Source organism: Flavobacterium ginsengisoli (assembly GCF_029625315.1).
Lineage (GTDB): Bacteria > Bacteroidota > Bacteroidia > Flavobacteriales > Flavobacteriaceae > Flavobacterium > Flavobacterium ginsengisoli.
The window spans coordinates 78,234-101,080 of the sequence record NZ_CP121110.1; the positions used below are offsets into that span (position 1 = coordinate 78,234).

Annotated in this window: 18 protein-coding genes and 1 pseudogene; 2 read left to right on the forward strand and 17 right to left on the reverse strand. The window is 34.4% G+C overall.

Annotation, left to right across the window (positions count from 1 at the left end; all coding sequences use genetic code 11):
- Window positions 1-61: 61 nt before the first annotated feature.
- The 7 genes and pseudogenes from P5P87_RS00380 to P5P87_RS00410 all read right to left on the reverse strand — a co-directional run bounded on the left by P5P87_RS00380 (window position 62) and on the right by P5P87_RS00410 (window position 9,137).
- Window positions 62-523, reverse strand: a complete 462-nt coding sequence (locus P5P87_RS00380) for a hypothetical protein (RefSeq protein ID WP_278021116.1) — start codon at window positions 521-523, stop codon at window positions 62-64.
- Window positions 524-908: 385 nt separating this feature from the next.
- Complete coding sequence (locus tag P5P87_RS00385) at window positions 909-1,061, reverse strand: TolC family protein (protein WP_278021117.1); 153 nt, start codon at window positions 1,059-1,061, stop codon at window positions 909-911.
- 10 nt (window positions 1,062-1,071) lie between these two features.
- Window positions 1,072-2,328, reverse strand: a complete 1,257-nt coding sequence (locus P5P87_RS00390) for a TolC family protein (RefSeq protein ID WP_278021118.1) — start codon at window positions 2,326-2,328, stop codon at window positions 1,072-1,074.
- Between the two features lie 127 nt (window positions 2,329-2,455).
- A pseudogene (locus P5P87_RS00395) lies at window positions 2,456-5,622 on the reverse strand (efflux RND transporter permease subunit).
- A 12-nt stretch (window positions 5,623-5,634) separates the two neighbouring features.
- Complete coding sequence (locus P5P87_RS00400) at window positions 5,635-6,675, reverse strand: efflux RND transporter periplasmic adaptor subunit (protein ID WP_479724221.1); 1,041 nt, start codon at window positions 6,673-6,675, stop codon at window positions 5,635-5,637.
- A gap of 425 nt (window positions 6,676-7,100) precedes the next feature.
- The gene (locus tag P5P87_RS00405) at window positions 7,101-7,694 is read right to left on the reverse strand and encodes a TetR/AcrR family transcriptional regulator (RefSeq protein ID WP_278021119.1); all 594 of its coding nucleotides are present in this window, start codon (window positions 7,692-7,694) and stop codon (window positions 7,101-7,103) included.
- Between the two features lie 516 nt (window positions 7,695-8,210).
- Entirely contained in the window at window positions 8,211-9,137 is a 927-nt protein-coding gene (locus P5P87_RS00410; RefSeq protein ID WP_278021120.1) for an SMP-30/gluconolactonase/LRE family protein, read from the reverse strand.
- Window positions 9,138-9,272: 135 nt separating this feature from the next.
- Between P5P87_RS00410 and P5P87_RS00415 the strand changes: the two genes are divergently transcribed.
- On the forward strand, window positions 9,273-9,707 hold the full coding sequence (locus P5P87_RS00415; protein WP_278021121.1) for a cupin domain-containing protein: 435 nt from the start codon (window positions 9,273-9,275) through the stop codon (window positions 9,705-9,707).
- 73 nt (window positions 9,708-9,780) lie between these two features.
- Here the strand turns inward: P5P87_RS00415 and P5P87_RS00420 are convergent, their stop codons facing one another.
- The 9 genes from P5P87_RS00420 to P5P87_RS00460 form a co-directional block, all read right to left on the reverse strand.
- Window positions 9,781-10,125 (reverse strand): dimethylsulfonioproprionate lyase family protein, encoded by a 345-nt coding sequence (locus P5P87_RS00420; RefSeq protein ID WP_278021122.1) that lies wholly within the window; start codon window positions 10,123-10,125, stop codon window positions 9,781-9,783.
- 21 nt (window positions 10,126-10,146) lie between these two features.
- Window positions 10,147-10,569: a DoxX family protein gene (locus P5P87_RS00425; RefSeq protein ID WP_278021123.1), complete on the reverse strand. Its 423-nt coding sequence runs from the start codon at window positions 10,567-10,569 to the stop codon at window positions 10,147-10,149.
- A gap of 231 nt (window positions 10,570-10,800) precedes the next feature.
- Window positions 10,801-11,595 carry a helix-turn-helix domain-containing protein gene (locus P5P87_RS00430; protein WP_278021124.1) on the reverse strand — a complete coding sequence of 265 codons (795 nt, stop codon included), beginning with the start codon at window positions 11,593-11,595 and terminating at the stop codon, window positions 10,801-10,803.
- Between the two features lie 85 nt (window positions 11,596-11,680).
- Complete coding sequence (locus P5P87_RS00435) at window positions 11,681-12,016, reverse strand: hypothetical protein (RefSeq protein WP_278021125.1); 336 nt, start codon at window positions 12,014-12,016, stop codon at window positions 11,681-11,683.
- Window positions 12,017-12,466: 450 nt separating this feature from the next.
- Window positions 12,467-15,568: an efflux RND transporter permease subunit gene (locus tag P5P87_RS00440; protein WP_278021126.1), complete on the reverse strand. Its 3,102-nt coding sequence runs from the start codon at window positions 15,566-15,568 to the stop codon at window positions 12,467-12,469.
- Window positions 15,569-15,602: 34 nt separating this feature from the next.
- The gene (locus tag P5P87_RS00445; RefSeq protein WP_278021127.1) at window positions 15,603-16,691 is read right to left on the reverse strand and encodes an efflux RND transporter periplasmic adaptor subunit; all 1,089 of its coding nucleotides are present in this window, start codon (window positions 16,689-16,691) and stop codon (window positions 15,603-15,605) included.
- Between the two features lie 28 nt (window positions 16,692-16,719).
- Entirely contained in the window at window positions 16,720-17,958 is a 1,239-nt protein-coding gene (locus tag P5P87_RS00450) for a TolC family protein (protein ID WP_278021128.1), read from the reverse strand.
- Window positions 17,959-18,102: 144 nt separating this feature from the next.
- Window positions 18,103-19,458, reverse strand: coding sequence for a sensor histidine kinase (locus P5P87_RS00455; RefSeq protein WP_278021129.1), 1,356 nt, complete (start codon window positions 19,456-19,458; stop codon window positions 18,103-18,105).
- A 3-nt stretch (window positions 19,459-19,461) separates the two neighbouring features.
- Window positions 19,462-20,133, reverse strand: coding sequence for a response regulator transcription factor (locus P5P87_RS00460; protein ID WP_207295750.1), 672 nt, complete (start codon window positions 20,131-20,133; stop codon window positions 19,462-19,464).
- Between the two features lie 1,010 nt (window positions 20,134-21,143).
- On the opposite strand from P5P87_RS00460, the gene P5P87_RS00465 reads away from it, so the two are divergent.
- The gene (locus P5P87_RS00465; RefSeq protein ID WP_119791785.1) at window positions 21,144-21,377 is read left to right on the forward strand and encodes a hypothetical protein; all 234 of its coding nucleotides are present in this window, start codon (window positions 21,144-21,146) and stop codon (window positions 21,375-21,377) included.
- A gap of 107 nt (window positions 21,378-21,484) precedes the next feature.
- On the opposite strand, the gene P5P87_RS00470 is transcribed toward P5P87_RS00465, so the two are convergent.
- Window positions 21,485-22,759: a DUF4062 domain-containing protein gene (locus tag P5P87_RS00470; protein ID WP_278021130.1), complete on the reverse strand. Its 1,275-nt coding sequence runs from the start codon at window positions 22,757-22,759 to the stop codon at window positions 21,485-21,487.
- Between the last annotated feature and the right edge of the window lie 88 nt (window positions 22,760-22,847).

Here is a 22,847-nt window from a genome sequence, read left to right on the forward strand (position 1 = left end):
ACCGCTAAAAACTCAGAGCTTTTAGCGGTTTAATCAAAAGTTATTCAAATCATTTTAGAGCTTAATCTGCATAATGAAAAATGCTTCTTTTAACTGTATTGTTTATTTTTTCAAGTGTTACTTCTGTCACACCACCTTCGTAATTCATCGAAATAGCTACTTTGTCTTTAAAAATTTCATAATCAATAGAGATTAATCCTTCTTTGTTTACTTCAATAGATTTTTTTTCAGTTGGAAGAGTAGTTAAATAATACTCTGATTCATCTACTTCTTTGTTTTTAATGATGTTTTGATAAACCTCATTAATATCTGTATCTTTTAGAATGCATTCTCTTCCAGATCCCATTTCTACTTCTATGTCTTTACAATCTCCTTCTTCTGGATTCTCCTCTTTTATTTCTTCTTTGACTACGGTAACAGTATCAGCCGGAGTTTTAGCTGATTCTAATTCTTTCTCTGAATTGTTTTGTTTGCAATTTGTAAAAAGTAAAGCTAAAAGAGTGAAGCATGCTATTTTTTTCATTAGTTTAATTTTTTTAATTCGTTATTGTGGCGTAAAGGTTAGAAAACATAGGGTTTTGTTTGGCAAAAGTAAGAAAAATAAGTTTTGTTTTATTATTTAAACGAAAGAGAAATCGCACTAGAAATTCTACAAAGATTTGTCTTCCTGAGCGAAGTCGAGGGACACATGCTTAATCTATCTAGTGTGTCTAACTAAGCGCATCCTCCGACTTCGCTCAGGAAGACATAAAATGAGAAAAAATCCGAAAAATCTGCGAGAGACTTTAAAAAAATCTTCGTGTCTTAGTGCCTTCGTGGCAAATTTAAAAAAGCAAAAAACGCCATGAAACCCAAAGGTCTCACAGCGTTTTCATCTCAAAAAATAAATAATTAACGGGTAACGGGTATTATTTCCAGCCTCCGCCTAGAGCGCGGTACAAATCTGTATTGGCTGTGAGTTGCTGTCTTTTAAGATCAGCTAATTCTAATTCGCTTTGTAAAAGATTTGCTTGCGCAGTTAAAACTTCAAGATATTCTGCTAATCCGTTTTGGAATAACAAGTTTGAATTTTTAATTGCCTCGCTGCAACGTTTTTACTTTTTCTTTTAAGAACTTTTCTTGTTGCTGTAATTTTTCCACTTTTACCAAAGCATCCGAAACTTCGCTAACAGCTACCAAAACTGCTTGTCTAAAACTTAAGACTGCTTTTTCTCTTTCTGCTACAGCGATATTATATTGTGTTCTAACTCTTTTATTGTTTAGAATAGGTTGAGTTATGCCACCTGCAACAGTTCCGAATAGAGAAGCTGGAATATTGAACCAGCTGCTCGTTTCGAAAGAGTTCAAACCGCCTTGCGCCGTAATTCTAAGAGCTGGGTATAAATCCGCTTTTGTGATACCGACATTTGCGTTTGCAACTTTAAGGGCTAATTCAGCACTTTTTACGTCTGGTCTTCTGCTTACTAATGAAGACGGAATTCCAATTGCTGGATTGCTTTTAATTTCAATTGAATTTAAAAGAATGGTTCTTTGTTTTGAATTTGGGAATGAACCGGTTAAAACACTTAAAGCATTTTCTTGAATAGCAATATTTTGTTCCAATAACGGAATCAATTGTTCTGAGTTTAATTTCTGTGCTTCAGACTGTTGAATTGCTAAAGTGGTTACTTGACCAGCATCATATTTTAACTTAATAATATTGGTCGTACTGTCGTTTAATCTTAGGTTTTGTTGCGCAATTTTTAGTTGAGCATCTAGCATCAATAGATTGTAATAGCCTCTTGAAACATTAGCAACAATATTAGTCTGCAATGCTTTTTTTACTTCTGCAGATTGAAGATATCCTGCGTAAGCTCCTTTCTTTTGGTTTCTGATCTTTCCCCAAATATCAGTTTCCCAAGAAAGTGAAGCTCCAGCAGAATAATCATCAATATGTTTAGCGCCTAAAGCCTGATTCAAGTTCATTCCTGTAAAACTATTGTCAGAAGGATTGCTTGTATTGGCATTTACAAATAAATTGACTTGAGGAACATTTCCCCATTTAGATTGTGTAAATCTGTATTGCGCAATTTCGATGTTTTTCTCTGCAATAAGCAGGTCGTTATTTCTAGCAACCGCGCTGTCAATCAATTCAACAATATCTTTTTCTGCAAAGAAGTTTTTCCACTCAATATCGGCAATACTTGTTGTATCACTCGAAACCGATGCATTCCTGAAATTTTCAGGAAATGCATCTTTAGGAGTTTCAATATCCTTTGAGACTTTACAGGATATTATTGTCGTGATCAGAATGGCGAAGGTCACGATTTTGGTTATATAATTTTTCATTGTCTTTTTATTAGATTTCTGTACAAGTATCTTTTCTAGTTTCAAGATCTTTCGAGATTCTGTATGATATGTATCCGATGCCAAATATGATGGCAACAAGGATTGTCGTTATATAGTTTTCCATATTTTATTTTTCTTCGTTGTGAACTACAGCGATTGGTTTTCCGCTGAATTTTTCTTGTAAATGCTGGAACACAATGAATAATACTGGGATAATAAATAATCCTAGAATTACTCCAGAAAGCATTCCGCCCGCTGCTCCAATACTAATCGAATGATTTCCTTGAGCCGATGGGCCTTTTGCGCTCATCATTGGCACAAGACCTACCACAAAGGCAAGAGACGTCATAATAATTGGTCGCAGACGTAATTTTGTCGCACTAATTGAAGCCGCAATTAAACCTTGTCCAGATCTTCTTCTTTGTGCTCGCAAATTCCACAATCAAAATGGCATTTTTAGCGAGAAGTCCAATCAGCATGACAAGTGCAACTTGTACGTAAATGTTGTTTTCGATTCCTGTTAAACCGATAGCCACAAATACTCCAAAAATACCTGCAGGAATTGATAAAATAACTGCTAGAGGAAGGATATAACTCTCATACTGTGCAGCAAGTAAGAAATAAATGAATATCAAACACAGTAAGAAAATTGTAGCCGATTGACCTCCCGAAGAAATCTCTTCACGCGTTTGGCCCGAGAATTCAAACCCGTAACCTGCAGGCAATTGTTGTTTTGCTACCTCTTCAATTGCTTTAATGGCATCTCCAGAACTAAATCCAGGTTTTGGAATAGCATTAATAGAAATTGAGTTAAACAAATTATATCTAGAAGCGGTTTCAGAACCATAAATACGAGTCAGTTTTACTAAAGTATTTATTGGCACCATTTCGCCGGTTTTATTTTTTACGAATACACGATCAATTGCAGTTGGATCTGCTCTATCGGCAATATCAGCTTGAACGACCACACGGTAATATTTACCAAATCGGTTGAAATCTGATGCCTGCGCGCTACCGAAATAAGCTTGCATAGTCTGTAAAATGTCTTTTACGTTTACACCTAATTGATTCGCTTTTTCGTCGTTGATATCCAATTGTAATTGTGGATAATCAGCTTTAAAACTTGTAAAGGCAACCGCAATTTCAGGACGTTTCATTAATTCGCCGATGAAATTTTGAGAAATACCACTGAATTTATCCAGTTTTCCTCCAGTTTTATCTTGAAGAACCAAATCTAAAGCTTCAACGTTACTAAATCCTGGAACGGTTGGGAAACTGAATACGAAGAAACTTCCTCCAGAAATCTCACCCAATTTACCGCGAACCTGATTCATGATTTCGTCAATGTTTTTAAGAGAACCACGATCTTCATTTGGTTTTAGCAATACGAAAACTACAGCAGCAGATGGACTTGTTGAATTTGTTAATAAGTTGAAACCAGAAACCGCTGTTACAAATCGTGAAGATTCTAAACCTCTTAAAGTATTTTCAGCTTCAGTCATTACTTTTTGAGTTCCGTCAAGAGATGTTCCAGAAGGCGTATTTACTGAGATTGCGATAAATCCTTGGTCTTCTGTTGGAATAAATCCAGATGGAGTTGTTTTAACCATTAGCACAGTTGCTAATGTGATTAAAGCCAAACCTCCTAAACTCAACCATTTTCTTCTAATTAAGAATTTAAGTCCGCCAACATAACGATTCGTAAGCGAGTCAAAACTGCTATTGAAAGCGCTAAAGAACTTTTCTTTAAATCCTTTTTTCTCATACGGTGCATCGTGATCGTGAGATCCGTGATTGTCTTTTAAGAACAATGCCGCAAGAGCAGGACTCAATGTTAAGGCATTAACAGCCGAAATTACAATTGCAATTGCCATCGTAAAGGCAAACTGACGATAGAAAACTCCTGTAGAGCCTTCCATAAAACCAACCGGCAGGAATACAGCGACCATTACCAGCGTAATCGAGATAATAGCACCCGTTATTTCGTGCATTGCTTCATGGGTTGCGATTTTTGGAGACAAACGTTTATGCTCCATTTTCGCATGCACCGCTTCGACTACCACAATGGCATCATCGACCACAATACCAATCGCCAGAATTAATGCGAAAAGCGTTAAAAGGTTGATCGAAAATCCGAATAACTGCATGAAGAAGAACGTTCCTAAAATTGCTACAGGTACAGCAATAGCCGGAATTAATGTTGATCTAAAATCTTGCAGGAAGATAAATACCACGATGAAAACTAAGATGAAAGCTTCAACTAAGGTATGTTCAACCTGTTCGATTGATTGGTCTAGAGATACTTTTGTACTATAGAAAATATTGTGTTTAATGCCTGTTGGAAAATCTTTAGAAGCTTTTTCCATCATTTTATTAATGGCAATCTGAATATCATTAGAATTTGATCCAGCTAACTGAATAACCCCAATTACGATTCCTTTTTTACCATTTAAACGTGTTAAACTGGTGTAAGAGTAGGCACCTAACTCTACTCTGGCAACGTCTTTTAAACGAAGAACAGAACCATCAGGATTAGAACGAATGGCAATATTTTGGTAATCCTCAGGTTTGGTTAGTTTTCCTTTGTATTTAATTACGTATTCAAAAACTTCCGTACTTCTTTCTCCAAATTTTCCTGGTGCAGCTTCCAAACTTTTGTCCTGAATCGCAGACCATAACTTCGCTTGGCGTTACTTTGTAAGTAGACATCTGTGTTGGATTTAACCAGACACGCATAGAATAGTCTTTTACACCACCAAAAATACTTGCAGAACCTACACCCGGAATACGTTTCAACTCGGGAATAATATTAATCTGAGCGTAATTAGCAATAAAAGTTTGATCATATTTAGCTTCATCTTCGGTATACATACCAATTGCCATGATGAAACTGTTTTGCTGTTTAGCTGTAATAATACCCTGCTGAACAACCTCTGCAGGAAGCTGGCTTGTTGCCTGCGCGACACGGTTTTGTACGTTTACTGCGACTTGATCGGCGTTTGTTCCTAATTTAAAGAAAACAGTAATAGCCAAAGTACCATCGTTACTGGCAGTAGAACTCATATAAGTCATGTTTTCTACACCATTTATAGACTCTTCTAGAGAAGGTGCCACAGAACGTAAAACCGTTTCTGCGTTAGCTCCAGGATATACCGCCGTTACCAAAACTGATGGAGGCGCAATATCAGGAAACTGTTGTAAAGGCAGTTTAGTTAAACCAAGTACACCCAGAATCACCAATAAAATGGAGATAACAGTTGCAAGTACTGGTCTTTGTATAAATATTTTGAACATTTGATTTTATAATTATTTTTTGTTAGTTACTTCGGCAACTTTAGTTGATTTTTCAGGCTGAATCGCTTGTCCGTCCTGAAGTTTGTCAATACCGCTCAACACGATTTGGTCACCAGATTTTACACCGTCTTTAATTAAGTAATTTGCACCACTTTTCCCTACAACGGTAATTGGCATTTTGGTTACTTTGTTATCTTTTCCAACTGTGAAAACAAATACTTTGTCTTGCATTTCAACAGTAGCCGCTTGCGGAACCAAAATCGCATCATTGTGGTTCAATCCTAAACGGATTCTTCCTGTGTTTCCAGAACGTAAAATTCCGTTAGCATTTGGGAAAGTCGCTCTAATCGTGATGGCGCCTGTAGTTTTATCAAACTGACCGTCAACCATATCGATTTTTCCTGTTTTTGGATAAGCACTATTATCAGCCAAAATCAAAGTAACAGGAGGTAATTTTTTAATTTTATCACCTAATGAACTTCCAGCATATTGCTCTTTAAAGTTGATGAAGTCAGTTTCACCTAAAGAGAAATAAGCAAATACTTCATGAACATCAGATAAAGTAGTAAGGGCTTCAACATCAGTTGCAGAAACTAAACTTCCTTGTTTTTTAGGCAATCTTCCAATGTAACCACTAACAGGAGCTGTAACATTTGTGTATCCTAAATTAATTTTAGCAGAACCTACCATTGCTTTTGCTTGCTCGATATTAGCAGCGACAATTTTTTGAGAGGCTTTGGCTGTTTTTAACTGATAATCAGAAACTACTTTGTTCTGAACAAGTGGAGTCAATTTATCAACTTCTAAGTTGGCGTTGATTAAAGCCGCTTCAGCTGCATGAAGACTTGCCAAAGCGTTGTTTAACTGCTCACGAAACGGACGCTCATTGATTTTAAATAACGTTTGGCCTTTATTTACGTAAGCACCTTCATCAACAAAAATTCTGTCAAGGTTTCCGCTTACTTGTGGGCGTATTTCAACATCAACAGTTCCTTGTATAGAAGCAGGATATTCAGAGTCAGTGATTGTGTTTGCACTAGTTATAGCCAACACTGGTAAAACCGGCGGAGGTGGAGCAGTAGGAGCCTGATTTTTATCGGCACTAGTCGCTTAAAACTAATGCCAAAATAAAACTGGTTATAATTACATTTTTCATTTTCATTGTGGTTTTAATTGGTTGAACATTTTCTCGGGTAAAAAATTTTGGAATTCTGGAATTCTCGGGATTCATATTTAATTGAATTAAATTATCTAACATTGTTAAGTAAATGAGCGCAAATTTCCATACTTTAATGATTTTCAACTGTGTTCTTAAATCGGCATTAAATTATCTAACGTTGTTAAGTAAAAGTCTAAAAAAAGAGTTTTATTACCTTGATTAAATTTTCTAACAGTGTTAAGTGAAGGTTATAAAAAAAAGGATTTTATATTATCCGATTAAATCATTTTACACCGTTAAGTAAAAATTGAAAAAAATATTATTGTATTGATTTGATGATACCACCAATGGCATCTTTCAAAATTTGGGCATTAATTGTTTCTAAAATATCACTTTTGTTAATGATGTTAATGGCGATTAAGCCATGAATAACAGAAAAGAAAGTGAAGTACTTTTGTTTTATGATATCTTGACTCGGATTGCTGTCTTTCATTACTTCAGCAATCACTTGAGTAAATAATTTGTAAGGTCCTTCTTGAGCCGAACATCGCTGTGCACAGCACGTCATTTGAACACCAAACATTAACTGATACATTTCAGTATTAGTAAAAGCGAAGTCCCAGTAAGTCATCCACATGGCTTCTAATTGATCTTCGGGTTTTTCAAACTTATCTATTGCAACTTGCAATTCTTTAGTCAATTTGACAAAACCTTTGCCGGTTAGTTCTTCTAAAATTGCTTCTTTATTCGAGAAATATTCATAAATAATAGGAGCAGTATATTCGATTCTGTCGGCAATTTTACGCATACTCAAACCATTCCAGCCTTCTTCTTTTACGATATCATAAGCAGCGCCAAGGATATTGTTCCTTGTCTCTTCTTTTTGTCTTAAAATTCGATCTTTGCTAGCCATTGTATTCAAGTATTAAATCGTTTAACACTGTTAGGCAAATGTATGGCAGATTTTCGAATTTCAAAATATTTTTGTCATAATATTTTCTTATTGTTCCATAGATGGATTTGGAAGCCTTGAATTTATTGAGGTTTTCGCTTTTAGTATTTTTTAGAAGCAGGACATTTTTCGTTTTGAAGAACGTTTTGTCCCGCTCTACATTATATTTTTTGTGGTGAACCCCACCACAAAAAGATGCCATTTCGATCGGGGCTAGGAGAGAACATAAATTTTTTCATTAGAACTTTGTCAAAGTTTACCACAAAGTTTGTCATTTCGAGGAACGAGACCCGAGCGATAGCGAATAGGCGAAGCAAATCTTCACAAGAAACTCCACAATCTAAATCGATAATCTTTGTCGAGCTACTTGTGAAGATTTGCTTCGCCTATTCGCTATCGCTCGGGTCTCGTTCCTCGAAATGATAAGATTGTGAAAAATCGATAATAAAATCGATAATAAAATCGATGATTTATCGATTATTTCATTCCGCGAACGTTCATTTCTATCGTATAAACACTTTTACCAGCAGTAATAAATAATGTTTTAAATTTTTTTCCTCCAAAACAAACATTAGCTGTCCAAGATTCAGGAACATCAATATGAGCTATTTTTTCTCCTTTCGGATTGAATATGGTAACTCCTTTTCCGCATAAGTAAATATTTCCCGACTCGTCTATTGTCATTCCATCTGAACCTGATTCAGTAAACAGCGTTTTTTTATCTAAACTACCATTATTTTCGATTGTATAAGAGTATGTTTTATTACCTGCTATATCCGCAACGAATACGGTTTTTCCATCCGAAGTTCCAATAATGCCATTTGGCTTTACAAGATCATTCTCAACGTTGATAATTTTGGATTTATCTGGAGATAAATAGTAAACGCATTCTTTCTCTATTTCTTTGGAGGTATGTGTCCAGTAATCTCTTTGGTAAAAAGGGTCTGTAAAATAGATGCCGCCTTTTGGATCAACCCAAAGATCATTAGGACCATTCAGCCTTCTTCCTTCAAAGTTGTTTAGTAATACAGTATGATTTTTGTTTTTGTCTATTTTCCAAAGTTCATTTTTTTCATCGGCGCAAGCCAAAAGATTGCCTGCGTGATCAAAATACAAGCCGTTAGCTCTTCCAGCATTTTCCATAAAAACAGAAAGCTTGCCCTTAACCGACCATTTCATAATTCTATTATTAGGCTGATCTGTAAAATAAATATTTCCTTTTTTATCAGCTGCAGGTCCTTCTGTAAAACTGAATTGACTTGATAGTTTTGTGAGAACTGCACCTTTTGCTATTATGGATTGGCTTTTTTCTTTTGATGTCTGAGCGGATATGAAATTTGTAAAAGTTAAAGTAATAAGAAATAAAAAGTATGATTTTATTTTAAGTTGGAATAGGTTCATCATAAATAGGTATAAAAGTTGCTTTTGAAGCGTTTTTAAAAGTAATTTTTATTTTTGATATTAAATGCAATGAAATTAGAATTTTATTTTAATCTCAATTTATCAAAAGCATTTTTTCGTAACATTACAACAAAAAAAATGAAAACGCTAACTATCTTAAAAACTACAATTGCAGTTTTATTTTTCCAGCAAACCTTTTCTCAGGAAGCCAAAAAAGAAACAGCATCGCCACAATACACAATAGAAAATTGTGTCAATCACTTTGAGTTAGAAAAAGCTACCAAAACAAAAGTCGGATACCAATATTGGTTTGCCAATAAAGATTTCACTCAAGAAAACACTTTAAAAATGAGCATTGTCGAACCTGGAAAATCGACACACGCGCCACATCATCATCCTGAAGAAGAATTTTTCTATATTTTAGAAGGAACCGCCGAATTCTTCCTTGACGGAAAAACCGTTACAGCCGGTCCAAATACAAGTTTCTATTGTCCGCCAAATGCTGAGCACGGAATTAGTAATGCAGGGAAAACAGATTTGAAATATTTGGTCATTAAAAAGGATTTGAGGTAAAAATGTTTTGTAAGAGCTGTGTAAAGTCAGAGACATTTGTGTAGCTCTTACAAGAGACTGCCGAATATTTTATTTATTTCAATACAACAACTTCTTCAGGAATCATAAACAAAAGCGTACAGCCAGTTCTAGAAAATACAGAATGCGTGCTTCCTGGAGGCATGTATAAATAATCGCCTGCTTTTAGTTCGTCTTTTCCAGAGCGTACTTCGCCTTCCAGAACATAAATTTCTTCACCCGCTGGATGTACATGATTTGGGTACGACGCGCCGGGCTCAAATTTTAAAAGAAAAGTAGGTGGACGGTTAGTAGCAGCATCAAAGCGTAATACTTTAACATAAATTCCGTCTGTTTTTACACCTTCTTCTTGAAGAGGTTTCCACTCTAATTCATTGCTTTTTGTGATTTTAGTTTCCATATGTATTCCAATTTATATTAGTTAATTTTTCAAAAGATATTCATCCAAACTCCATCGGTATTTGTCGGCAGTTGCTAAGAGAAAAGCACCCATAGAAAAGACAAATACAGAATAATCAAGAGGATCTTTTATTCCGAAAGAATAAGTCATTGCCATCGCAAATAGAAAAGTTAAGATAGAAGCGCCGAGAGCAGCTTTTCTGGTCTGATATCCAATAAGTAATAAAGTAGCAAATAAAGTTTCCAGAAAAGTGCTTGCAATTGCAATTGACGGAATGAAACTTTGAGGTAAAAAAGAATTTACTTGTTCGGCGTAAGCCAGAAAATTTCCCCAGCCTGAAGATTGTTTCCCAAGCAAACCCAACCGACTCGAAACGGTAGATAAAAATCCAATTGCCATTGCGATTCGTAAAAGCAAAATGGCATAATTCTGATATCTTTTCATAAACTATTTTATTAGTAATTAATCAGATACAAAGATCAAGCAGTGGTGCTTTTTAAAGAATAGAGAATCTTGGAAAAAACATGTAATTATGCTTGAAGCTAAAAAATCTTTTGACTAATATAACGTACTATTTGTCATTTCGACGAAGATTTCTCCTTCGTCGAAATGGCATAAAATGAGAAAAAATTTTGCGACTTTGCGAGCAATTTTCTGCGTTCAACAAAATAATCGTTACAGCTGAACAACTTTCTCCTTATAAGATTTCGGAGAAATATTGGTGTGTTTTTTAAAGAAGTTTGAAAAATAGAAAGGATCATTAAAACCTAAAGCATAAGCGGTTTCTTTTACCGATAATTTCTCATAAGTAAACAAACGTTTTGCTTCAGAAATAACTAATCCAAAAATGATATTTTGAGCTGTTTTATTGCAATGTAGTTTAGAGAGTTCGTTTAATTTGGCTTCGGTGGTGCCGATTAAATTGGCAATTTCATTTACCGAAAGATTTTTATCAAAATTCCCTCGAATAGCTTCTAAAAAATGAAGAAACAAAGCGTCTGGTTTGTAGATTTCTTCTCCCAATTTTATTTTAGAACGATTGATTTCGATTAAAATCAATTGAATTCTAGAGTGAATAGAGATGAGGTATTGATACGGTTTTTGGGCAATTTCCTGTTGAATAAGCTGTAAAGCATCGACCACCAATTTGTCGTCATCTACTTTTATCACTTCATTCATTGCAAAATGACAGAACAAACTATTATGAAAAATGAGTTCGATATCATTATCATTTTTACAGAAAAAATCATAGGTAAATTCGAGAACAAATCCGGTTGCGTTGTTGCTGTTTTTTATAAAATGAATTTGACCAGACGTTATCGTTAAGACCGAATTTTTGGTGATTACATATTCGTTTTCATCTACCGAAAGCGTTATTTCGCCAGATGTACAAAAAAGAAGGACATATTTTAATACACGTCTAGGATGCTTTAAATCTTCTGCTTGTTCAAACGTCTTTATTTCAATCATTTGCTTTTGATTTTTAGCGCTAAGTTCGATAAGATTTTGCAAAGTTGTTATGTATTTAAAGAAATTGTTTTCTTACTGAATAGCATCAATCAGCATGTTTTGCAAAATAATTAGAAGCCATTTCCACAATTGCCTCTTTTGTTGCAAAGCTATATTGTACTCCATGATTGAGTGTATAGGAATCTCCAAGTTGAGGATAATACTGTTTTCCATCTATGTGAAAGGGATCTAGAACGGAGAGCCAGAGATTACGATGCAGATCTTTGAAATAAAACTGGTCACGATTTGAGACAACTAAGATTGTCCCATTGTCATTGTCAAGAATTGAAGTATTGTTGCTTTTTTCATAATCGCCCAAAATAGTAATATTGGTATTGAATTTTTTGGACAGTAATTCGATAATTTTTTTTGTTAGTGGCATAAGATGTGGTATTTGATTTGTCTTTGAAGCAGTAAATTTAAAATCGTGTGTTTTATTAATATTACCCCTAAAAGTTTTTTTTATATTAAAATAAGCTTTTTTCTAAGTACAAAAGCCTTGAATAAAAAAAAAGTTTTTTAAAAGCTAAATAAAAAAGGACAGCGACTAAAGAAGTGCTGTCTTAAAGTAAATTGTAATTCCGCATTTTAAAACCAAATCAAAATTTTTAAATGCGACATTCTAAGAATGTGTGTAGTGGCAACGATTAAACATAAAGTCAAACGAAAGTTATTTTGTTTTTAATCGCTTTCTTTGGTTTCTTTATCACAGTAGTTGATAAAAAAAAATTATATATCGTTATAAGGTATTTTTCCAATTTGATATATTAGAAAAAGCACCTTTATACTTATTGTTTAAAGGTGCTTTTCGTAAATTTATAAATAAGCAAGATTACGATTCTGTATTTGTATCTTTTTTACGATAAACCAGATAAAAAACTTGTGGTAAAACCGTTAAAGAAAGAATCATACAGGTTATTAATCCGCCCACAATCATAATGGCAAGAGGTTTTTGAACTTCAGACCCCATTCCTGTTGATAAAGCTGCTGGTAACAATCCTAGAGATCCCATTAAGGCAATCATGACAATTGGACGTATACGACTGTAAATTCCATGAGAAATGGCGTCTTTTAAATGCATTCCAGCGCGCATGTTTTCTCGAATCATTCCAATGAGGACAATACTGTCAATCGCGCTGACTCCAAATAAAATGATAAATCCAATTCCAGCCGAGATTCCAAAAACGGTTCCTGTTACCCAAAGGGATAAGAATCCGCCAATAAAAGCATAAGGCATCGCTGTTACGGCAATCATAGTGTCCTTGAAATTACCAAAGTTGAAATACAATAGACATAAAATCAAAACCAAAACAACAGGAACAATCATAGCCAATTGTTTAGAGGCTCTTTCTTTGCTTTCAAATTCTCCAGCCCATTTTATTACATTTTCTTTCGGCAGTTTTACTTCGGCGACTACTTTTTTCTGTGCTTCTTCAATGGTACTTCCTAGGTCACGTCCTTGTATATTAAATCCTACGGCAATGTAACGGCTATTTCCTTCACGATAAATAAAGGTTGGACCCGTTTTATATTCTACGGTTGCAATTTCTTTTAACGGCACTTTTTTGCCATTCATAGTAGGAATTAGAATGCCTTCAATTTTTTCTTTAGAGTCACGATATTCTTTCTCAAAACGTAGTGTAATGTCAAAGATTTTTTCGTCATCATAAAATTTGGTTGCGGCTTGACCTCCAATTGTCATTCGAATTACAGCTTGAGCATCGGCAGTTGTAACAGCATAACGCGCCATTTTTTCATCGTCTAACTGAATTCTTAATTCTGGTAAACCAATGTTTTTATACACATTAATATCATCAATTCCTTTTACGTCTTTGATGGAATTTGCAACTTTAGCGACCATTTCTTCCAATTCAAAAAGGTCATTACCAAAAATCTTTATCGCAAGCGGACTTTTTACACCAGCGACATATTCTTCGACATTATCCTGAATGGGCTGGCTAAAACCAAATGCAATTCCAGGATATACATCGAGTATTTTTTTAATTTCGGCAATTAATTCATCTTTACTGATATCGTGTTTCCATTCGTCCTTATGTTTTAATTCGATATGAAATTCAATATTGAAAAACCCAGTTGGATCTGTTCCGTCATTTGGTCTTCCAGTTTGCGAAAGGACAAATTTAACCTCTTCAAATTTCCTTATTTTGGCTTTCATTTCCTGAGTTAATCGAACCGATTCGTCAAGATTAATGCTATTTGGCAAAGTGGCTCTCACATAAATTGCACCTTCATTTAGCTTCGGAATAAATTCTGAACCATAAAATGCAAATCGTACTGCACAAATAGTTAATAAAGCTAAGAACGAATAAATAGTAACTTTACGATGTCTTGTACTCCATTTAAAGAGTTTGTAAAGATTCTCTCTAAAGAATCGCGAAATCATATTTTCTTTCTCTACAATATTTTTTGTCAGCATGACTTTACACATTGCAGGCACATAGGTTAGGGACAAAATTAGCGAACCTAACAGCGCATAACCTAGTGTAAAGGCTAGGGGAGAGAACATTTTTCCTTCTACTTTTGTAAAAGAGAAAATTGGCATTAGAGCAATAATTAAAATGATTAAAGCGAAGAAAATATAAGTAGCAACACTACCCACGCTTTTCTTGATTAGTCCCATTTTACTCATATTGTTAAAGCGTTCCATGCCTACTTGATGGGCTTTCTTTTCGAGCGAAACAAAAACTTGTTCTACAATAACGAGTGTTCCTTCGAGCAAAAGCCCGAAATCTAAAGCTCCCATCGAAATTAAATTGGCAGGCAATCCCTGAATTCGAAGCATTATAATAGCAAACAAGAACGAAAGCGGAATTACCGAGGCTACAATCAAAGAAGTTCTCCAGTTGTAAAGGAAAATAAACACAATTAAGGAAACTAATAATATCCCTTCGGTAAGGTTTTTTGTAACGGTTTTTACCGTAGTATTTACCAATTCAGTACGATCAATAAACGGAACTATTTTTACATTTTTAGGTAAAACTCTTTCATTAAGTTCGTCCAAACGTACTTTAAGTTTCTTGATTACTTCACCCGGATTTTCTCCACGTAACATTACCACAATTCCTTCTACAACATCATCATTGCCATCTAAACCTACTTGTCCTAATCTTGGTTTTGCTGAGACAGAAACTTCGGCTACGTTTTTTACCAATATTGGCGCTGAACCTTTAGTTTCAATTAAAATATTGCCTATATCTTCAATCTTATTGATTAAGCCAACGCCTCGTACAACGTAAGCCTGATCGCCTCGTTTGATTACATCTCCACCAACATTGATGTTGCTTTTTGAAACAGCTTCATAAACATCTAAAGCCGATAAATTGTAATTTTCTAATTGTGTTGGATTGATTTTGATTTCGAACATTTTTTCTTCTCCACCAAAACTTACCACATCGGCAACGCCAGGAACAGAGATTAATTCTCTTTCGATAATCCAATCTTGAATGGCTTTGATTTCCTTAATAGGCAAGTCACTTTTAATGACATATCTAAAAATCTCCCCTGTCGCTCCAGATGGCGGATCGATTTCGACATCGGCACCTTCTGGAAGATCTAATCCGTTAAGACGGTTTGAGGCATATTGTTGTGCGTAAAAATCTTCGACTCCATCATCAAATAAAACAGTTACCACTGATAATCCGAAAAGCGAAATAGAACGTACTTCCGATTTTTTTGGAATCGTGTTCATTTGTTTCGATATCGGAAGTGTGATGAATTTCTCTACTTCTTCGGCACTTCTTCCCGGCCATTGCGTAATGATTCTGGCTCTCGTATTGGTTACATCGGGAAATGCTTCTATGGGTGTGTGAATATAACTTACTATTCCGGCGGCTAATAATATGACTGTCAGAAAAAAAACTATAAGGGAGTTTTTTAATGAAAAAGCCACTAAACCTTGTACAAATTTTTTCATGTTTTGTAGGGTGTTTGTCCTTTTTTAGAAATACTTAGTTTTTTAATCTTTCATGAATTAAAAGCTGATTTTTGGTAATTACCATTTCGCCTTCTTTTACATCTTTGTCAAAATAAAGCCAATTGTTATTTTTAATAACTGGATTGATTTCTCTGGTTTCTATTGTACAATCGTTTTTGTAGATTAGGATGTAATCGCGATTGTTGTCAAAAATGGCCGCTTTTGCAGGAACGGCAACTAAGGCTTCTCCGCCTGTACTTTTATCGATAAGAATATCTGCTGTCATACCTGGTTTTAATTTTAGGTTTGCATTTTCAAGTACCACTCTGGCTTTTAAAACATGTTCATCTTCATCAAAAACTTTAGACATCATTTTTATTTTTCCTTTAAAAACTTCTCCAGGATAAGCCGTAGTTGTAACATCGACTGGCATGTTTTCAGTTACGTTTTTTAAATTACTGGTATATACATTTACCAAGACCCAGATTTCTTTTAAATCTGATATTGTAAAAAGCGAATTGCTGCCATCTGTTACTTGCATTCCTGGACTAATGTTTTTGTCTACAATATATCCTTCAGTTGGCGCTTTGATTTGAAAAACAGATCTTTCGCTGCTGGCACTAAACATGGCAAGGTTTGCTTTTACATTTTCTAAAGACGATTTTAAAACATCCAATTCGCTTTGTGCTTGCATCAAATCTTTTTGAGAAGAGATTCCGTCATCGTACATCGATTTAACCGATTGCAAATTGCGTTGCGCTACTGCGATCTGAGATTGCAACGATCGGCTTTCAGATTGCATGCTGTTTAGTTCTGTACTTTTTATCTCGGCTAAAACCTGTCCTTTTTTGACATAATCGCCCAATGAGAAATTGGTTTTAGTTATAATTCCTTCCACAAGACTGTTAAACTGAACCACATGATCGCCGTTATAAGTAATATTTCCGGTAAGATTAATAGATTCACTTACAGCACGTTTTTGAATTGGTTCTATAGTAATTTTTTCTTTTAATTCTTTATCAATACAAAATTTGTCTGCAGTTGTCTCTTTAACTTCTTCTTTTTTGCCGCATCCGTAAACGAGCAATAACCCAAGCATCGGGAGTAAAATATATTTCTTCATTATGTTATTATTTTTTAGATAATTCGGTTTAATTGATTTCTTCACCCGCGATATAGCGTAATTCTTCAAGATTGTTGTTGAGATCTTTTTTAGAGTTTAGTAAAATGGTTTTGTTGTCTAGATACGCATCAACAAAATCAAGATATTCGAGCATGCTGGTATTTTTTTGCATGAAATTTTTTCGATAAGCTTCTAATAGTTTGTCCAAATCACCTTCGTAACTGGCATCAACATTATCGTACAGTTTTTTAGTAACTAACAAATCCTGATAAGCTTGTAAAACTTCTGATTGTACGGTTAATGTCTTTTCTTCAGTAGCCAATTTGCCTTGCTCAACAGTCAGTTTTGCGACTTTTATGTTTCCTTTATTTCTATTAAAAAAAGGAAGATCAACAGAGAAGCCAAGACCAACAAAATCGTTCATTAAACTCGCACCACGGTCATAACTCACGCCAAGTGTAACATCGGGAGTTCGCATGGCTTTTTCATATTTATATTTAATGTCGTTATAGTCATTTCCGAGTTTAAGAACTTTCATATCGGGACGATTTTCTACTGCCGAGGTCATTAGATTTCCTATATTGATATCGTCTATATTTTTATTTGCAGGAACAAAACCTTCGTCAGTCAATTTGATGAAACTTGCAGGAGGAAGATTCATTAAAACTTTAAGTTCTTTTTGTAATGAATTGTTGTCTTTCTGTAAATCGCTTATTTCCTTTAGAAATTGAAGTTCAGATGCTTTTAACCTAATGTATTCGGCCTTGCCAATATTACCTTGTGCGACCTGATTGCCATATGCTTTAATCAAGGTTTGCATTGACGAAAGCTGTTTTTTATAAATAGCTTCCTGAGCTTGCGTGTATTGCAGTTCGGTAAGATTGCTTCTAAACTCGATTTTGAGATTTCGTAAAAAAGTTTTGAAATATTCTTTGGCAATATCTACACCCACTTTTTCCATGGCGATCATTTTTTTTCGTTTTCCCGCAGTCTGAACCAATTGCTCAAGTTCGGCATTGACTTGTCGCGTTTTTCCGTAGTTTCCCCATAGAACGGGCAATTGTTGAGCAGTAGCATTGCTCCAAAGATTAATTTCTCCAACGGTCAATGTCGGATTTGGCCACAATTTTGCCTGAATAACTTGCGCCTCAGCAATGTCGATATTCAGTTTTTCGGAAATAAGAGAAATGTTCTTTTCCAGAAATATGGCTTCGGCCTGATTTCTAGAAAGAACAATTGTATCGCTGATGGCTCCAATTTGTGCCATACTTTTGAGTGATACAATTAAAAACAAGGTTAAAAATATACGTTTCAAATTGAGTAGATTTAATAAGATGCAAAGCTATTTGCTACGTATTAAGCCCTAATTTGATGTCTGTTAGAAACCAGTAAGAGTTAGATTAGAAAACGATTAGAGTTTCGGGAAAATCAGTGTTACGGTGGTTCCAAACGTTTTTTTAGAAGTAATTGTAAACTCAATATTATTTTGTTTGAAGATTACATTGGCTAATGTCAAACCAATTCCGCTTCCTTTTATATCGCTTACATTTTTACCTCTGTAGAAGGTTTGTTTGATAAATTGAAGATCTTCTTCGCTAATGCCTTTTCCTTGATCTTCAATGATAATTTTTAGTCGCTGATTTTGTTCTAACAAACTGATTTTTATCGGATTTCCTTCGGAATATTTAACAGCATTTTCGATGATATTAAACAATGCAATTTTAATTTCGTTAGAATTTCCTTGTATAGAAAGCAGTTTATCATTCAATACTTCTAATGCAATTTGAATTTGCCCTTTTAAATGATAAGTGGCAGACAATTGATCGTTGATGTCCCAAACCAATTCGTCGACTCTGAAAATTTCGTTAAGTTCCATATTATCACGAAGACCCGAAAGCATCATCAAAGTATTCATTGTGTCTTCTATTTGATAGACGTTTTCTAATACTTTCTGAGACATTTCTTTGTATTCGGCACTGGTTCTGTCTTTTTGGGCAAAAACTTCAAGGTTTCCAGAAATGGCGGTTAAAGGCGTTTTGAATTCGTGTGAAACATAATTAATGAAGTTTTTCTGAATGATAAAAGTATCCGAAAGACGTTTCAGCAGATTGTTGTACGTTTCTATCAATTCCTGAATATCATCTTTGGTATTAGACGAAACAATTTGTTTGTCTAAAGAAGAAGCCTGAATCTCATTAACTTGATTGATAATGTTTTTGATTGGAGTATAAGCCAAATTAGAAAGCAATCGGCTGACCAAATAAATGCTGACTAATCCCGAAATTAAAACCAAAATCATAATGATTAATAATCTATCTGTCATGGTTTTGAAATCGGTATCGTTTTTTTTGACGAAAACTACAAAATCTCCTTGATTGTCATGATAGTAAGTTCCGAAGTAAAAATGATGTTTGGACTTAAAACTTAGTTTCCTGTTTTTTCTAATGTAATCTAATCGTTTTGAATTTATATTGTGATCCGAAGTTTTATCGCCGTATACAATTTGGTTTTTCTCGTTGTAAACGCGTGAAACTATTTCTAGTGAATTTTCTTTAAACTGCTGTCCAATAATTAAATGCTGATTTTTTGGAAGTTCGTCTTTCTCTAAATAGAAAATTCCTGTAAGAAGACAGGTTTTTTGCAATTCGTTATAAACTATTTTTTCAGAATAACTGTAAAAAGAAAAATAGGTGATCATCGAAGCAATGACAAACACAACGCTGAATGTCAAAGAAGAAATTAAAGTAAAGCGATTACGGATTTTCATAAATTATTCTTTTAGCATATAACCAATTCCTTTTATGGTGTGAATGAACTTATGATTGTGTTCTATTTTGTTTCTTAAATACGAAATATACACATCGACCACATTGGTATTATTGTCGTAATTAATTCCCCAAACCGCAGTTAGAATCTGAGTTCGCGACATGACTTTATTTCTGTTTTCTAATAAATACAAAAGCAGTTTATATTCTCTTGGCGAAAGATCGATCAATTCGTTATTTTCTGTGACTTTATGTTCGTCTGGATTGATGGTTAAAGTTCCGCAAGTGTATAAAGTTTCGGGTTCGTTGTAATTAAATTTTGTTCTTCGAGTAAGTGCATTCACTCTCGAAATCAGTTCTTTAAAATGAAAAGGTTTTACAAGATAATCATCGGCACCAGAATCTAGTGCGGTAACTTTATCATCGGTATTGCTCAATGCGCTGAGCATTAAAATAGGCGTATGAATCTTTTTAAAACGCATTAATTTTGTCAGCTGAATACCGTCAATTCCCGGAAGCATGATATCCATCAAAATAATATCCCAAGTATTTTCTTGTACGAGGTCGCGCGCCATTTCGCCTGTTTCGGCCAAATGCACAGTAAAATTGTTTTCTTCTAAACCTTTTATAATAAATTCGCTGATGCGTTTATCATCTTCAATGAGTAAAACATTCATAGATGCTATGTTAAGTGTTGCTGTTTGGGTAAAAGCCGAAATGCTTAAATCCAATAATCTGATAAAGTGCTTTTGAAAAGATTATCAAAAATAACATTTATTTTTTGAACCCTACAGTAACATGTAACTGATTGAAGATTTTTAAGGTATTTTTAAAGTAGTTTGTCATTTCGACCGAAGGGAGACCCGAGCGATAGCGAATAGGCAAAGCAAATCTCCACAAGTAGCTCGACAAAGATTGTCGATTTAGATTGTGGAGTTTCTCGCGAAGATTTCTCCCTTCGGTCGAAATGACAAGATTGTGTCAATCCGTACAGTTTGTCATTTCGACGTAAGGAGACCCGAGCGATAGCGAATAGGCGAAGCAAATCTCCGCAAGTAGCTCGACAAAGATTAGCGATTTAGATTACGGGGCTTCGACTTTGCTCAGCCTGACAAATGTTTACATGCAGTTTGTCATCCTGAGGAACGAAGGATCACACGCGTATTTCGACAAAGATTGTCGATTTAGATTGCGGGGCTTCGACTTCGCTCTGCCAGACAAATGTTTACATGCAGTTTGTCATCCTGAGGAACGAAGGATCGCACGCTAATAGCGACAAAGATTGACGATTTAGATTGTGCGGCTTCGACTTCGCTAAACCTGACAAATGTTTCGTTTTTTTTACGTTCTGTTTGTCATTTCGAGGAACGAGAAATCTCCACAAGTAGCTCGACAAAGATTGGTGATTTAGATTGTGGAGTTTCTCGCGAAGATTTCTCGTTCCTCGAAATGACAAAAATGCGGTTGAAATATAGATTTCTTATATTTGATTAAAGTAATATATTAATTGAAAGAAAAATCTTTCTTTTAAAATAGTTTTCTTACATTTGAAGTTCTTAAATCTTCACATTAAGACAACATAAAATTTGCCCTCGTGCTATGTAGTAAAGCTCCGAAAGGACTTTGACGCCGTGAAGAAGCGTAAGACTGCTAAGGTATGAGGGTTTTTTCTTAAATTCTTCACTTTATGAAAAACAACACCCTTTCCAAAGAAGCCGAAACAAGGCTGATTGATTTTTTTAACCATATTATAGATCCCGAAGATATGGCTAAAATCTTAAGACAAGTAAATTGCATTTTAGCTCTCGGCGTAATGCGACAACACGAAACCCTCCAAATAGGACTAACCAATTTTGAAGACAATTATTATTGGCTCAATGAATTGGCAGAGATTTTAAATCCTTATTTGAGTGAGGAGTAGAAGTTTATAAAATGTAGAAACCTCGATTTTTTTAAGATCGAGGTTTTTTCTTAAGATTGTTTTTGACTCTTTGCGTTCACCAGCGATACGCTTATACTAGCGAAAAGTTATTTTATTTTCGTTCCTTTCAAAATAAGACCATTATTATTTCTGCAGTCAGCACATTCGGTGTAAATTGCCCCAAAACTAATTGTTCCTGTACCATTAAAACAATTTTCACATAGTTTTTTAGAACAACTAGGGCAAGTTTTTAAAGTGTTTAAAACTATTGAATTGGTAAGAGAAGTATTTGTTTTGCATTTATCGCAAACTTTTGGTATTGTGTATGAAGGGTTTAGTCCTAAAGATGATAAATAAATTCCATTAGTAATCCCAGTAATAGTATCTGTGGGAGTTTTTAATAATTCAAGAGAAGAGGAATAAGGAGTTGTTGTGCCTGTAATTAAATAATTAGCATTATTTATTTCATGGCTTATAATTCTTGTACCAATATTTCCAAGTTCCTTCGTTAGATTTTTAACTTTTTCCTGTAATCCAATTGTTTGCTTATCTTTATTATTTTGTGCTTTTTCAAGATCTTCAGACGTTTTTGTTAGTTGAATTTGTAGTTTGTCTTTTTCTTTTTTAAGATCTGATATTAACTTTGTTTGAGTTTCTATTTCAACAATAAGCTCTTTTGTTGTACCAATTTTTTCTAAAGTTTCTTTTCTTTTGTTTTCTGGTAGATCATAAAGTATCGTAGAAAAAATTCTTATAACAGATTCTAGATGTTTATTCTTAAATAAGAATAATTCAGCTAGTTCGTTAAGCATTTTCTTCTGAATTTCTCGTTTGATTTCTGTAACGTTTTCAAATTGTTTAATCCAAGGAATAGGAGAAGAAGTTTTCACTTCCTGAATGAACTCTAATGTTTCAAAAGCAATATGCTTCGGCAATGATAAGGATAAATTTTCTTTCACTTTTTCTTTATCTCCTTTTAAATTTTTTAAAGTAGTCCGATAAATTTGATAATAAGTCATCAATTCCTTTCGAATAAAAACTAACATTCTCATTTTAGTTTTGTGAGCAAATAAGTACTCTGCATGAGTTGGCGAAACATTTCTTTCTCCAATTATTGAAGCAAAATTTTTCCATTCAAATTTTTCTCCGTATTTACCATCAATGACTAAAACCATTACGTATGTTGATTGAAGAACTTGAAGACAGGATTCCCAAGGTTCTAGTTCTGGAGAATTATCATGAAAACCATCAGATGAGCTTAAAATGGGTTTATAGCCTAGATCAGTAAGATATTGGGCTAATTCTGCTCTAAGGTCTATCAAATTGTAATCAGTCGAGCTTATAAAAATTGGAAAGCCATATTCACTAGAGGTTATTGTCATAATTTTTATTTTTAATTAAAAAGAAAGCTTTCTTTTGGCATTGTTTGATTTATTAGTATTGTTGAGATCTTTTTATCAAAAGTATCAA